The sequence below is a fragment of the Pectobacterium aroidearum genome (assembly GCF_015689195.1).
Taxonomy (GTDB): domain Bacteria; phylum Pseudomonadota; class Gammaproteobacteria; order Enterobacterales; family Enterobacteriaceae; genus Pectobacterium; species Pectobacterium aroidearum.
The window spans coordinates 3,503,695-3,517,339 of record NZ_CP065044.1; the positions used below are offsets into that span (position 1 = coordinate 3,503,695).

The 13,645-nt window shown below is 53.5% G+C and carries 11 protein-coding genes, 2 tRNA genes and 1 other RNA gene; 7 read left to right on the forward strand and 7 right to left on the reverse strand.

The window, feature by feature from the left end:
• Positions 1-18 precede the first annotated feature (18 nt).
• From I2D83_RS15660 to gpmA, 5 genes are all read left to right on the forward strand, one after another.
• Positions 19-366, forward strand: coding sequence for a copper-binding protein (locus I2D83_RS15660; RefSeq protein ID WP_205946889.1), 348 nt, complete (start codon positions 19-21; stop codon positions 364-366).
• 12 nt (positions 367-378) lie between these two features.
• Complete coding sequence (locus I2D83_RS15665; RefSeq protein WP_181848241.1) at positions 379-1,638, forward strand: TolC family protein; 1,260 nt, start codon at positions 379-381, stop codon at positions 1,636-1,638.
• Complete coding sequence (locus I2D83_RS15670) at positions 1,635-3,128, forward strand: efflux RND transporter periplasmic adaptor subunit (protein ID WP_205946890.1); 1,494 nt, start codon at positions 1,635-1,637, stop codon at positions 3,126-3,128. Before I2D83_RS15665 ends, I2D83_RS15670 begins: the two co-directional genes overlap by 4 nt.
• A complete protein-coding gene (locus I2D83_RS15675; protein WP_205946891.1) occupies positions 3,125-6,262 on the forward strand; it encodes an efflux RND transporter permease subunit in 3,138 nt (1,045 codons plus the stop codon). Before I2D83_RS15670 ends, I2D83_RS15675 begins: the two co-directional genes overlap by 4 nt.
• 137 nt (positions 6,263-6,399) lie before the next feature.
• A complete protein-coding gene (gene gpmA / locus I2D83_RS15680; RefSeq protein ID WP_015839535.1) occupies positions 6,400-7,152 on the forward strand; it encodes a 2,3-diphosphoglycerate-dependent phosphoglycerate mutase in 753 nt (250 codons plus the stop codon).
• Between the two features lie 84 nt (positions 7,153-7,236).
• Here gpmA and aroG read toward each other — a convergent pair whose 3' ends face one another.
• Positions 7,237-8,292, reverse strand: a complete 1,056-nt coding sequence (aroG, locus tag I2D83_RS15685) for a 3-deoxy-7-phosphoheptulonate synthase AroG (RefSeq protein ID WP_015839534.1) — start codon at positions 8,290-8,292, stop codon at positions 7,237-7,239.
• A gap of 294 nt (positions 8,293-8,586) precedes the next feature.
• On the opposite strand from aroG, the gene zitB reads away from it, so the two are divergent.
• Positions 8,587-9,552 (forward strand): CDF family zinc transporter ZitB, encoded by a 966-nt coding sequence (zitB, locus tag I2D83_RS15690; RefSeq protein ID WP_194429823.1) that lies wholly within the window; start codon positions 8,587-8,589, stop codon positions 9,550-9,552.
• Positions 9,553-9,559: 7 nt separating this feature from the next.
• Here zitB and pnuC read toward each other — a convergent pair whose 3' ends face one another.
• Together pnuC and nadA are read right to left on the reverse strand one after the other, a co-directional pair.
• Positions 9,560-10,285: a nicotinamide riboside transporter PnuC gene (gene pnuC / locus I2D83_RS15695; RefSeq protein ID WP_015839532.1), complete on the reverse strand. Its 726-nt coding sequence runs from the start codon at positions 10,283-10,285 to the stop codon at positions 9,560-9,562.
• A 57-nt stretch (positions 10,286-10,342) separates the two neighbouring features.
• A complete protein-coding gene (gene nadA / locus I2D83_RS15700) occupies positions 10,343-11,404 on the reverse strand; it encodes a quinolinate synthase NadA (RefSeq protein ID WP_205946892.1) in 1,062 nt (353 codons plus the stop codon).
• A gap of 240 nt (positions 11,405-11,644) precedes the next feature.
• Here nadA and I2D83_RS15705 point away from each other — a divergent pair, with 240 nt between their 5' ends.
• A complete protein-coding gene (locus I2D83_RS15705; RefSeq protein ID WP_181829400.1) occupies positions 11,645-12,043 on the forward strand; it encodes a YjaA family stress response protein in 399 nt (132 codons plus the stop codon).
• A gap of 14 nt (positions 12,044-12,057) precedes the next feature.
• Here I2D83_RS15705 and I2D83_RS15710 read toward each other — a convergent pair whose 3' ends face one another.
• From I2D83_RS15710 to I2D83_RS15725, 4 genes are all read right to left on the reverse strand, one after another.
• On the reverse strand, positions 12,058-12,774 hold the full coding sequence (locus I2D83_RS15710; RefSeq protein WP_015839529.1) for a DUF554 domain-containing protein: 717 nt from the start codon (positions 12,772-12,774) through the stop codon (positions 12,058-12,060).
• Between the two features lie 400 nt (positions 12,775-13,174).
• Positions 13,175-13,302: non-coding RNA, RtT sRNA (locus I2D83_RS15715), on the reverse strand.
• Positions 13,303-13,348: 46 nt separating this feature from the next.
• Positions 13,349-13,424: transfer RNA gene (locus tag I2D83_RS15720), tRNA-Lys, on the reverse strand.
• A 51-nt stretch (positions 13,425-13,475) separates the two neighbouring features.
• A tRNA-Lys gene (locus I2D83_RS15725) sits at positions 13,476-13,551 on the reverse strand.
• Between the last annotated feature and the right edge of the window lie 94 nt (positions 13,552-13,645).

The window sequence follows — 13,645 nt, forward strand, 5'->3', positions numbered from 1 at the left end:
TTTATTGGGATTATTTTTATGCGTATCACTTACCTGGCTCTGTTCAACAGCCTGATTCTTGCTGCTTCTTCCGTTACCTTACCCGCGTGGGCAAACGACCACCAGCATCACGCGATGATGCATAGCACTGCTGCTACTACAACGGTTTATCAGAGCACCGGGATTGTTAAACAGTGGAACGTCGACAGCGTTACCCTCTCTCACGCGCCAGTTGCCGACCTAAAATGGCCTGCCATGACGATGGCATTCACGCTGCCATCCAGTGGAGACATCAGGCCGTTACCCATCAACACGCCCGTTACGTTCAGCTTTGTCCAGAGCGACAGCGGCTACACCCTGACTGCGATTACGCCAGAGCAGCCTTAACCGGAGCACATCATGAATTTATCCAAACACGACGCCGTGCGTGCGTGTCTGGCGATGTTGCTGTGGCTGCCTGCCGCTGTCTTTGCGGCAGATCTGAGTCTTGAACAGGCATTACAGGCGGCGGAACGCTACTCCGCCGATCTGTCCGCCAATCAACACCAGATTAACGCACTACAGAACATGGCCGACTCCGCCACGCAGCTCCCCGATCCAAAGTTGAAATTTGGTGTCGAAAATTTGCCATTAGGTGGCAACAACGGTAGCCGCCTCACGCGGGAAGGTATGACGATGCAGCGCATCGGCGTCATGCAAACCTACGTCAGCAGCCGTAAGCGCGATAGTAAGGCGCAGGCTATCCGGGTCGAAGCCGACGCGCTGCAAAGCAATAGCGAAAGTATCCGTGCTCGTCTGCAACGGGAAACGGCACAGGCATGGCTGGATCTGGCACTCTCGCAAAAAGCGTTGGCCGAAGTCACTGTGCTGGTCAATGAAAGCCAGCGACAGGTCGCTTCACAAAAAGCAAGCGTGGCGGCGGGCAGCGAAGCCAGTAGCGTCCTGGATGCCCGTCTGACGCTGGCAGCCATGCAGGACAAACTGGCCGACGCCGAGCGGGATACGCGTATCGCACATGCACGTTTGGTGCAGCTTACCGGCATGACGGATATCAATGTGCATGGCGAACTGCCCCGCTTTGAACGTCTGCCAGCTTCACCAGCAGTACTCAGCAGTGCCATTCACCAGCACCCGGAAATGCAGCAGGCACAGCGTGAAGCCGAGCTGGCTCAGGCTCGCTCGGCACAGTCAGCCGTCGCTGCCATCCCCAATGTCGATGTTGAAGTCTATTACGCGAAACGCGGAGACAATTACGACGATATGGCGGGCATGATGGTGACGGTCGATCTACCGCTGTTCAAATCCAAACGTCAGGATAAGGACTACGCCGCGGACGTCTCTCGCAGCATGGAAGCGCGCGACAAAGTCTTGCTCACCGAACGAGAACATCAGGCGCAACTCGATACGCTAATAGCTCAATATCAAGCCGCACAGTCACGCTGGCAGCGTCAGAACGGCGAGATTCTTCCGTTGCAACAGCAGCGTATCAAACTGATTCAGGCTCAGTATCAATCCGGCAGCAGTAATCTCTCTGCCGTGCTGGATGCCCGCCGGGCAATGCTCGAAAGCCGGATCGCGGTTCAGGATACCGCCCGAGAGATGGCTCAATATTGGGCCGCCATCCGCTATCTGACCCCACAAGGAAGCCCTGCGCAATGAACAAAACCGTAATGAAAAAATCACTGATGTTTAGCCTGATAACGCTGGCTATCCTCAGCGCGGGTGGCGTGGGCTACCTGGTAGGCAAACAGTACGCGCCACTTGCTCCCTCTGTCGCAAAGCCGGAACGTACCGTCCTCTATTGGTACGACCCGATGGTGCCGGATAAACGTTTCGACAAGCCGGGAAAATCGCCCTTTATGGATATGGAACTGGTGCCCCGCTATGCCGATGAAGCACAGGATGACGGCGGTATCACCGTCAGCGCCCGTCAGCAGCAAAATCTTGGCGTTCGCACAGCGCGTGCGGAAATGCGCGAACTTGCCAACCACAGCACGGGTTACGGCACCGTCGCGATCAACGAGCGTGGATTGCACACGCTGGTCGCGCCCAGCGGCGGCATTGTCGAAAAACTCACAGTCAATGCACTGCAACAGCAGGTGAAGAAAGGCGAGACGCTCGCCACGTTGTGGAACCCGACCTGGGCAGCGGCGCAGCGTGAATATCTGGCGGTACGACAGTTGGGCGACGACGTTCTGGCCCAATCAGCCCGCCAGCGACTAGCACTGCTGTTCATGCCGGAAACGGTTATTCGTCAGGTCGAGCGTAGCGGCAAGCCGCAGGATCGAATCGCTATTACCGCGCCGGAAGACGGCTACGTGAATAAGCTTGAAGTACGGCAAGGCATGCAGTTAAGCCCTGCCCAGCCGTTATTTGAACTTGCCAGCCTGAATCCGGTTTGGGTCGATGTCGATTACCCCGAGGCTCAGGCGGCTCAGCTCACTATCGGCAACGATATTAGCGCCGCCAGCAGTGCCTGGCCGGGTAAAACCTTCCACGGCAAGATCAGCGAACTGTTGCCCGTGCTGGATAGCACCACGCGCACGCTAAAAGCGCGCGTCGTACTCGACAACCCGCAGCAGCAGCTTAAGCCCGGCATGTATCTCACAGTACAGCTTTCTCACGCTCAGGCACAGCCGCGTCTGGCGATCCCACAGGAAGCACTATTGGTCAGCGGCAGCCAAAATCGGGTCTTGCTGAGTGATGGCAATGGCCATTTCACTCCGCGTAACGTCACTGCGGGCGCGTCGCTAGGTGATTGGGTAGAAATCATCGATGGCTTGAAGGTTGGCGACAGCGTGGTCACCTCCGGTCAGTTCCTGATTGATTCCGAAGCCAGCCTGCGCAACGCCCTGCCGCAATTTGCTACTGAGACATCGACAGCACCCGCAGCTCCCATCGGCTATCAAACTCAGGGTGTGATCAAAGCGATAAATGGCAATCAGGTCACCATCGAACATGAAGCCGTTCCGGCGCTCAACTGGTCGCCGATGACGATGGATTTCACGCTGCCATCGTCAGGGCTGCCTCAAGGAGTGGGAATCGGCAGCACCGTCAGTTTCCAGTTCAACATGGACGACAGTGGGATACACGTCCTGCATTTTTTACCCGCTGACGATCCACATGCCGGACACGGAGGCCATCCATGATTGCCTACGTGATTCGCTGGTCGCTCAACAATCGCCTGCTGGTTTTGCTGGCGGCGTTGTTCATGGCGGCGTGGGGACTGCTCTCTCTGCAAAAAACACCGCTGGATGCCCTGCCCGATCTGTCTGACGTACAGGTCATCATTCGCGTCAGCTATCCGGGTAAGGCACCGCAGGTGGTGGAAAATCAGGTGACCTATCCGTTGACCACCACCATGCTTTCCGTACCGGGCGCCAAGACAGTACGGGGCTTTTCCATGTTTGGCGATGCTTACGTCTATGTGCTGTTTGAAGACGGAACCGATCCCTACTGGGCACGTTCCCGCGTGCTGGAGTACCTCAGTCAGGTGCAATCCAGCCTGCCTGCTGAGGCCAAAACCGCGCTTGGCCCGGACGCCACCGGTGTTGGCTGGATCTACGAGTACGCGCTGGTGGATCGTAGCGGCAAATATAGTCTGGCCGACCTGCGCGGCTTTCAGGACTGGCTGCTGAAATATGAACTGAAAACGGTGCCTGATGTGGCAGAAGTCGCCAGCGTGGGCGGCATGGTCAAGCAATATCAGATCGTCGTCGATCCAGAACGTATGCGGACGCAGGGCATCACCCACCAGCAGATCGTCAGTGCCGTTCAGGCGGCTAATCAGGAAAATGGCGGTTCGGTGCTGGAACTGGGCGAAGCGGAGTACATGGTACGTACCACCGGCTACCTGAAGACCGCGCAAGACTTTAACCACGTGGTAATCACCACCCGTAACGGCATCCCCGTGCTGTTGCAGGATGTCGCTACGCTCAGAGAAGGGCCAGAGATGCGGCGCGGCATTGCCGAATTGAATGGTGAAGGCGAAGTGGCAGGCGGCATTATCGTTCTGCGCTATGGCAAAAATGCGCTGAATACGCTGCATGCCGTCAAGGCTCGGTTACAGGAGATACAAAAAAGCCTGCCAGTCGGCGTTGAGATCGTCCCAACTTACGATCGCTCTCAGCTCATTGAGCATGCTATCGACACACTCAGCTTCAAACTGCTGGAAGAGTTTGTCGTTGTCGCCGTCATCTGCGCCCTGTTTCTGTTCCACTTCCGCTCGGCGCTGGTGGCAATCATCAGTCTACCGTTGGGGATTTTGGGCGCGTTTATCATCATGCGCTATCAGGGCGTGAACGCGAATATTATGTCGCTGGGCGGTATCGCGATTGCCATCGGCGCCATGGTGGATGCCGCGATTGTGATGATAGAAAACATGCATAAAGTCATTGAGCAGTGGCGGCATGAAAACCCCGGCAAACAGCCACAGAATAACGAATGGTGGCAGTTAGCGGAGCGGGCTGCGGTTGAAGTGGGGCCTGCGTTGTTTTGCAGCCTGCTGATCATTACGCTGTCGTTTGTGCCCGTGTTCTCACTGGAAGCGCAGGAAGGCCGCATGTTTTCACCGCTGGCCTTTACCAAAACCTATGCCATGGCCGTCGCCGCCGGATTAGGCATTACGCTGGTTCCGGTATTAATGGGGTATTTCGTGCGCGGTAAGATACCGGACGAACAGGCAAACCCGATCAACCGTTGGCTGATTGCGCTCTATCATCCGGTGCTGCAAAAAGTGCTGAGCTACCCGAAGATCACGTTGCTGGTTTCCGGCCTGCTGTTGCTACTGACGCTCTTTCCACTCAGTCGCCTGGGAAGCGAATTTATGCCACCGCTGGATGAAGGCGATCTGCTGTATATGCCTTCTACCCTGCCCGGCATCTCCGCGCGTGAGGCGGGTCGCCTGCTGCAACAAACGGATCGGCTGATTAAAACCGTGCCCGAAGTTGAATCGGTTTTTGGTAAGGCTGGTCGTGCCGAAACGGCAACCGACCCCGCCCCGCTCACCATGCTGGAAAGTACGATTCGGCTGAAACCACGCGACCAATGGCGTGAGGGCATGACTATGGACAAGCTGGTGGCCGAGTTGGATCGCACCGTCAGCCTGCCGGGTATCGCCAACGTGTGGGTGCCGCCGATTCGCAACCGGCTGGACATGCTGGCTACTGGTATCAAAAGCCCAGTAGGCATCAAGGTCAACGGCAATAATCTGGCAGACATCGAGCGCACCGCCGAGCAAATCGAGCAGGTGGTCAAACAGGTTCCGGGCGTGACCTCTGCGCTGGCGGAACGGTTAGCGGGCGGACGCTATATCGATATTGATATCGACCGGCAACGCGCCGCACGCTACGGCGTATCCGTCGAAGAGCTTCAGTCGGTGGTCGCTACGCTCATCGGCGGGCAGAACATCGGCGAAACCATTGAAGGCCGCCAGCGTTACCCCATCAATATTCGTTACCCGCGTGAATTACGTGATTCGCTACAAAAATTGCGCGACCTGCCCATCGTGACGGCAAACGGCAACAGAGTGACGCTGGCAGAACTGGCTGATATTCGCGTCAGCGAAGGGCCACCAATGCTGAAAAGCGAGAACAGTCGTCTGTCGGACTGGATTTATGTCGATCTGCGCGGCCGTGACCTGAAATCCGCCGTTGAAGACATGCAACAGGCCGTCTCCCAACAGATTACGCTGCCGGAAGGGGTTTCGCTGAGCTGGTCCGGTCAATTTGAGTATCTGGAACGCGCCACGGAAAAAATGAAAGTCGTCGTGCCTTTTACGTTGCTGATCATTTTTGTGCTGTTGTACGTTACCTTCAACCGCATCAAAGATGCCTTGCTGATTATGGCAACGCTGCCGTTCGCGCTGATTGGCGGCGTCTGGCTGCTCTATATCCTTGGCTATAATCTTTCTGTAGCCGGTGCCGTGGGCTTTATTGCACTGGCGGGTGTCTCGGCGGAGTTTGGCGTCATTATGCTGCTGTACCTCAATCATGCGGTGGAGAAACACCGTGTGGCCGGTCAGGCGCTGTCGCGCCAGCAGTTAATGGATGCCATCCACGAAGGGGCGGTTCTGCGCGTACGGCCAAAAATGATGACCGTAGCGACGATTATGGCTGGGTTACTCCCCATTATGTGGGGTGGAGGCAGCGGGTCTGAAATCATGCAGCGGATCGCTGCACCGATGATCGGCGGGATGGTGAGCGCGCCCCTGCTGTCTATGCTGGTGATCCCTGCGGTTTATCTGCTATTGCACAAGGGGGAATCCGGTTTGCTGAAACGGTAAAGCCAGAGCGTGATTTTACGCAAATAACCTGCGGATAAATCACGCTTGCCATCGACTATCGATTGCCGATAACCGTTCTCCGCCCCTATAATGAAATCAGTTATCACAGAAATCTTAGGATAGGAAGGAGTTTAGCTATGGCTGTAACTAAGCTGGTACTGGTAAGACACGGTGAGAGCCAGTGGAACAACGAAAACCGCTTCACGGGCTGGTACGATGTCGATCTGTCCGACAAAGGCCGTTCAGAAGCCAAAGCCGCAGGTCAGCTGCTGAAAGACGAAGGTTTTGCCTTTGATTTCGCGTATACCTCCGTGCTGAAACGTGCCATTCACACACTGTGGAACGTACTGGACGAGCTGGATCAAGCCTGGTTGCCAGTTGAAAAATCCTGGAAACTGAACGAGCGCCACTACGGTGCGCTGCAGGGTCTGAACAAAGCCGAAACCGCTGAGAAATACGGTGACGAGCAGGTTAAACAATGGCGTCGTGGTTTCGCAATTACGCCTCCAGAGTTGACGCGTGATGACGAACGTTTCCCTGGCCACGATCCGCGTTACGCTTCTCTGAGCGACAAAGAGCTGCCGCTGACTGAAAGCCTGGCGCTGACCATCGAACGTGTTGTGCCTTACTGGAATGAAACCATCCTGCCACGCATCAAGAGCGGCGAGCGCGTTATCATCGCGGCTCACGGTAACTCACTGCGTGCACTGGTGAAATACCTGGACAACATGGGCGAAGACGAAATTCTGGAACTGAATATCCCAACTGGCGTGCCGTTGGTTTATGAGTTCGACGAGAACTTCAAGCCAATCAAACGTTACTACCTGGGCAACGCAGACGAAATCGCTGCAAAAGCTGCTGCAGTAGCAAATCAGGGTAAAGCGAAGTAATTTACCGCTGAATGAGAAAAACCCGGCCTGTGCCGGGTTTTTTATTTATGTTCTATGACGCGCCAGCTAGCACGCCATTCTATATTACTTGCTGCGGCGTTCGCGTACCGCAGACGCTAACTGGCGCAGCAGGGATTCCGTGTCTTCCCAGCCAATACACGCATCAGTCACACTGCGGCCATAAACCAGCGGTTCACCGCTTTCCAGACTTTGGTTGCCTTCAACCAGATGGCTTTCTACCATCACGCCCATAATCGCTTTGTCGCCCTGAGCGATCTGCCCACTGACGTCAGTACAGACATCCATCTGCTTTTTGAACTGCTTGCTGCTGTTCGCATGGCTGAAATCGATCATGACCTGCGGTGTCAGACCTGCTTTTTCCAAGCCAACCTTCACGTCTTTAACGTGTTCAGCGCTGTAGTTCGGCGTTTTACCGCCGCGCAGAATGATATGGCAATCGTTGTTACCGCTGGTGTTCACGATAGCCGAATGGCCCCATTTGGTCACAGACAGGAAGCAGTGCGGTGCGCTGGCGGCGTTAATCGCATCAATCGCGACCTTGATGGTGCCGTCGGTACCGTTTTTAAATCCGACAGGGCATGACAGGCCAGACGCTAATTCACGGTGTACCTGAGATTCTGTCGTACGTGCGCCGATAGCGCCCCAGCTCATCAAATCCGCCAGGTATTGCGGGGTGATCATGTCCAGAAATTCACCCGCAGCTGGCAAACCGGTATCGTTAATTTCCAGCAACAGCTGGCGCGCAATACGCAGGCCATCGTTGATCTGGAAGCTATTGTCCATGTGCGGATCGTTGATGAGCCCTTTCCAGCCAATCGTGGTGCGTGGTTTTTCAAAATAAACCCGCATAACCACTTCCAGATCGTCGCTCAGTTCATCACGCAGCGTCAGCAAGCGCGCGGCGTACTCTTTTGCCGCTTTCGTGTCGTGGATCGAGCAAGGACCGATCACCACCAGCAGGCGATCGTCATTGCCGTTGAGAATTTTATGGATGGCAGTACGCGCGAACGATACCGTTTCCGCTGCCTTCTCCGTGGCTGGAAACTTTTCTAGCAAAGCAACCGGCGGCAAAAGTTCATTAATCTCTTTAATTCTTAAATCATCATTTTGGTAATTCATAAATAAATCCATCGGTTCCGAAACGGTATGTTAACCCCATCCAATACGCGCCATCCCGCCTGTACGGGTAGCCTGAGAAACGGGATGTTTCATATTGAAGATTGATTATTATATGTCAAGCTGGTGTTATCAGGGCGCTGAAATCAACGGGATTTACGCGATCAAATGCTCTCAGATGGCGCATCCGTCCTATTTTCACCAGAAATAGCACAACCAGCAGGTCAGTGAACCGCAGAATAGGTTTTCTCTGCGGATTTCAGTAAAGTGGAATAAAACCGCTACTCAGGGTGATCTATGGCACATAACCACAGCCACGCAGAATCAGGCAACAGTAAACGCCTGCTGGCCGCGTTTATCATTACCGCCACGTTTATGGTGGCAGAAGTTATTGGCGGCCTGTTGTCCGGCTCCCTCGCCCTGCTCGCCGATGCGGGGCATATGCTGACGGACGCCGCCGCGCTGTTCGTCGCGCTTGTCGCCGTGCGTTTTGCACAGCGTAAGCCCAATGCCCGCCATACCTTCGGCTATTTGCGACTCACGACCCTCGCCGCTTTTGTGAACGCGCTGACGCTGATACTGATTACCGCGTTCATCTGCTGGGAAGCTATCCAACGCTTCTATGAGCCACAGCCCGTTGCTGGCGTGCCTATGCTACTTGTCGCCATCGCCGGGTTACTGGCAAACATCGTGGCGTTTTGGCTGTTACACCACGGTAGCGAGGAGAAAAATATTAACGTCCGCGCGGCAGCTCTGCATGTGCTGGGTGACCTGCTCGGATCCGTCGGCGCGATTGCCGCTGCCGTGATTATCCTTTATACCAACTGGACGCCTATCGACCCGATTCTTTCTATTTTGGTGTCGTGTCTGGTGCTACGCAGTGCATGGGCGCTCTTGAAAGAGAGCATTCATGAACTGTTGGAAGGCACACCTAACCAGCTTAGCGTTGAGGTTCTACAGAAAGATCTGACGCTGAATATTCCCGAAGTCAGAAATATCCATCACGTTCATTTATGGCAGGTTGGCGAAAAGCCGATGATGACACTGCATGCGCAGGTGGTTCCGCCTCACGATCATGATGCGTTGTTAAGACGTATTCAGGAATATTTACTGCAGAACTATCAGATTGAGCACGCAACGGTACAGATGGAATATCAACGCTGTGATGATGACCACTGCGCTTTCCACCATCAGGAAAGCCATCATTCGGCTATTCATTATGATGAAAAGCATGAGGCGAAAGGCCACCACCACAAGCATTAAGTTTGGATTACACGCCCTGTGAAGCCGCGTTGACGCGGTTTTCCTGCGCGCTCTTAATCCATAGCCAAGAGCCGTTCAGGGCGATCAGCGTCAGAATCGCGTACTCTACCGCCATCGCGTAGACGCCCTGATAAGCAAAAATCACCACGCTGATGACGTCAATCACAACCCACAGCAGCCAGTTCTCGACGTATTTACGCGTCATCAGAATCATCGCCACGATCGACAACACCATCATGGTGGAATCCCAGAATGGGAACGCATCCGGCTGGAGAGTCGGCATCTGCACTGACAGCCCGAGCCCTTGCATACCAGAAACGGCAATACGCGTCAGCACGGCAAACACCGCATCAATGTAGAACGTCATCAAGCCAATCGCGACAACACACGCCACCGACCAGCCAATCAGCTTCTGCATTGGTAACCAGCGGATGCGCAATTCCACTTCCTGCGAGTCCGTCTTGCGCGTCCAGGCATACCAGCCATAAATATTGGCGGCAAAAAAGAAGATTTGCAGCAACAGGCTGGCATAGAGCTGAATCTGGAAAAAGATCACGGCGAACAGCGTGACGTTAATCAACCCGAACAGATAGTTGATGGTTTTTTCCTGACTCGCGAACCAAATACACAGCAGGCCAAACAGCGTACCGATCGCCTCAATCCAGGAAAGATCGTATCCCCCTTCCCCCAAAGGAATGTGAATTAAAATGTTGCTGGTACTAAAAAAATCCATCTCACCACCCTGTCTCAATTATTGTAAGAAATGTCTATCAAGATGCCTGATTCGCCGTCAGGCATTCCCTTTCACACGCAATTTTAGCGAAGCCGCAAAATCCAGCATGCGATTCAGCGGGATTAATGCGCCTTCTCGCAGAGCGGCATCAACATGAATCTCATGAGCGCGTCCCCCTTGTTCCAGGCCGTTAGCAATCGCTTCCAGCCCATTCATCGCCATCCACGGACAGTGTGCACAACTGCGGCAGGTTGCCCCTTCACCCGCTGTCGGCGCTTCCAGCAACGTTTTCTCCGGGCAAGCCTGTTGCATCTTGTAGAAAATGCCGCGATCGGTCGCCACAATCAGCTCACGCTGCGGCAGCGTTTTCGCCGCCTGAATCAACTGGCTAGTCGACCCAACGGCATCAGCCATCTCTACCACGCTTTGCGGCGACTCTGGATGGACCAGAATTGCCGCATCCGGGTACAGGATCTTCATGCGCTTCAGCGCCTGCGTTTTAAATTCGTCATGCACAATGCACGTGCCTTGCCAGCACAGTACATCCGCTCCTGTCTGCTTTTGTACATAGCTTCCCAGATGACGGTCCGGTGCCCAGATAATCTTTTCTCCCAGGCTATCCAGATGCTCGATCAATTCCACCGCGATACTGGATGTGACCACCCAATCGGCACGCGCCTTTACCGCCGCCGACGTATTGGCATACACCACTACCGTGCGATCCGGGTGTGCATCGCAAAAACGACTGAATTCATCAACGGGGCAACCGAGATCGAGCGAGCATTCTGCTTCCAACGTGGGCATCAGAATCGTTTTTTCTGGATTGAGTATCTTAGCGGTTTCCCCCATGAAGCGGACCCCCGCCACCAACAGTGTCGATGCCGAATGGGTGCTGCCGAATCGCGCCATTTCCAGCGAGTCCGCCACGCAGCCACCGGTTTCCTCTGCCAGCGCCTGAATTTCAGGATCGGTATAGTAGTGCGCTACCATGACGGCGTTTCTTTCCCGCAGCAGTGTTTTTATCCTGCTACGATAGTGCTGTTTCGCCTCAGCCGATAATGGCTTCGGTTTCGGCGGAAACGGATAAATGGTCTCATTGCTATCAAAAAGGATACTCATAGGGATTTCCACGATGACAACTCGGGTTGTAACACCGGATACTGATTCACCATCAGCCTCGGAGTTTTTTATCCTAAACAAAATACCGAAAAAACGCCCTAAAGTCGCGGTGTTTTTTCTAGGCAGTTCACCATTTTGTTTAATATGCTTAAAATATCGATAGGTAATGCGTGAATGGTGTTACTTATAGAAAAAAGATGTAGAAAAGAAACGTAGAAGAGAGACAAGGAGAGAAATGGCATGGCCAGCCTCTATATCAGAATATATCGCGATACCCTGACCGTCAGAAACGTGGAGACAAAACAAGAGGTGACAGAGAAGTCAGAAACGCCTTTTACCACCACACGCTTACTGCTCGGTCAGATGATTCCGGCGATGAAACTATTGGATCGACTCACGCGCAAGGTGGCAGCCAAGCGGCTGATTAATTTGTTCTCCTCGCACAATGTCATCATTCATGCCATGGAAATGAATGAAGGCGGACACAGCCAGGTCGAATTTGCCAGCTACATAGAGTTAGCCAAGAGCATCAGCCCGCAAGGAAAGCATATTTATGTCTGTAGCAAAAATGTGCCGCTTACCGACCAGGAAGTCACACAAATTTTTAGCGGCGACATGCCCTCAATCGTCAGCCGCTAATCAGGCGTCGCCCTTTAGGCGAAGAGGCGATGCCAGTAGAGCGAGATAGGTATAACCAGAACCAAAGCAGGCAGGAAGTTAACCACCGCAAAGGATTTGATCTGCGCGATCCTCAGCCCTACCGCAATCATGATAATGCCGCCACAGGCAGAAAAGTCACCCATTGTGATATCTGTCATAAAGGGCATAATCAATTTGGCAGAGAAGAACAGCAGCGTCTGGACAATAACCTGTGGTATCGCAATCGACATCACAGCAAGACCCAGCGTGATGGAAAAAATCAGCGCGGTAAAAATATCCAAAGCAGATTTGATGATCAGCAGTTGATAATCACCGGTTAATCCTTCCGTCAATGCGCCGACCACGCCGGTGCCGCTGGCACAAAACAGAACGATTAATGCAGTAAAGTTCTGAGTGTAGACATCCTGTGGTAGGCGGTGCTCTTGTGCAGGCAAAACGCGGTTTAGCCCCCTCTGAATCATCGTGCCAGCCCACTGCACACCAGACTCCATGCGGAGCAGCTCGCCTAACGCCACGCCAATCACGATAGCCAACGCCACCGCAGGCAACTGCTGGACTTTAACAACCAGCGTGATCCCCATTGCAATCGACACCATCGCAAATGCTGGCGGAAGGCCATCTTGCAAACGCTGAGGGATAAAACGACGTAAAACAATGCCCAAGCCACTACCAATCAAGATAGCAGCACCATTAATCAACGGACCAATCATATATCTTCCTAAACAGGGCTACAGCCTCTTCCCTGTGGCAGTGACTCCATTCCGCTCGATAGGATGAGAAAACAGTTCCTGACGGGCTATATAGTCCATGGAGAGGGGTAAACGCCTAATATACTCCAAAGCCTGAACGAGCAGGGAATGATAATGAGTTTTATCGTATCGATATGACTCGTGCTATATGGCTTAAAGTGGATTTATTTGAGGAGGGAATGCTACATCTTAGATGGTGGGTCATGCAGAATGCACCCAGCCTTCGGGGTCAACGCTAACGCGTTACTGTCGCGCTTCGATCAACTAGAACGTGCGACCAATTAATAAAAAGTCACGGTGTTCATTATGCGGTAATTAGAAAAGCAAAGGTTGTTTAATTTGGAATTGTACTACTAGAAGATGGTGGGTCGTGCAGGATTACTCGTCCTATGGACTCGCCCCTTCGGGGTCAACGCTGACGCGTTGCTGTCTCGCTTCGCTCGGCTCGAACCTGAACGCAGGTTCTCACCTACACGACACGTGCGATATATGACTTAAGATGAATTTATTCGAGAAAGGAATGCTACTGCTGAAATGGTGGGTCGTGCAGGATTCGAACCTGCGACCAATTGATTAAAAGTCAACTGCTCTACCGACTGAGCTAACGACCCGCAATGCGGAACTGCTTTGTTACTTACCAAGACTACAACTGCGTTTGAAATTGGTGGGTCGTGCAGGATTCGAACCTGCGACCAATTGATTAAAAGTCAACTGCTCTACCGACTGAGCTAACGACCCAATTTCATGCTGCTTTAGCGTTTTGCTGTTTGCCTTGGCAACGGCGGCACATATTACTGATTTAAATTTTCAGCGCAACCTATTTTCTTAAAAA

Bases quoted from the DNA above. Each gene is read 5' to 3' on its own strand.
- pnuC (WP_015839532.1), bottom strand. From the start codon at position 10,285: ATGGATTTTTTTAGTACCAGCAACATTTTAATTCACATTCCTTTGGGG.
- zitB (WP_194429823.1), top strand. From the start codon at position 8,587: ATGGCACATAACCACAGCCACGCAGAATCAGGCAACAGTAAACGCCTG.
- I2D83_RS15660 (WP_205946889.1), top strand. From the start codon at position 19: ATGCGTATCACTTACCTGGCTCTGTTCAACAGCCTGATTCTTGCTGCT.
- gpmA (WP_015839535.1), top strand. From the start codon at position 6,400: ATGGCTGTAACTAAGCTGGTACTGGTAAGACACGGTGAGAGCCAGTGG.
- I2D83_RS15665 (WP_181848241.1), top strand. From the start codon at position 379: ATGAATTTATCCAAACACGACGCCGTGCGTGCGTGTCTGGCGATGTTG.
- I2D83_RS15670 (WP_205946890.1), top strand. From the start codon at position 1,635: ATGAACAAAACCGTAATGAAAAAATCACTGATGTTTAGCCTGATAACG.
- aroG (WP_015839534.1), bottom strand. From the start codon at position 8,292: ATGAATTACCAAAATGATGATTTAAGAATTAAAGAGATTAATGAACTT.
- nadA (WP_205946892.1), bottom strand. From the start codon at position 11,404: ATGAGTATCCTTTTTGATAGCAATGAGACCATTTATCCGTTTCCGCCG.
- I2D83_RS15675 (WP_205946891.1), top strand. From the start codon at position 3,125: ATGATTGCCTACGTGATTCGCTGGTCGCTCAACAATCGCCTGCTGGTT.
- I2D83_RS15710 (WP_015839529.1), bottom strand. From the start codon at position 12,774: ATGATTGGTCCGTTGATTAATGGTGCTGCTATCTTGATTGGTAGTGGC.
- I2D83_RS15705 (WP_181829400.1), top strand. From the start codon at position 11,645: ATGGCCAGCCTCTATATCAGAATATATCGCGATACCCTGACCGTCAGA.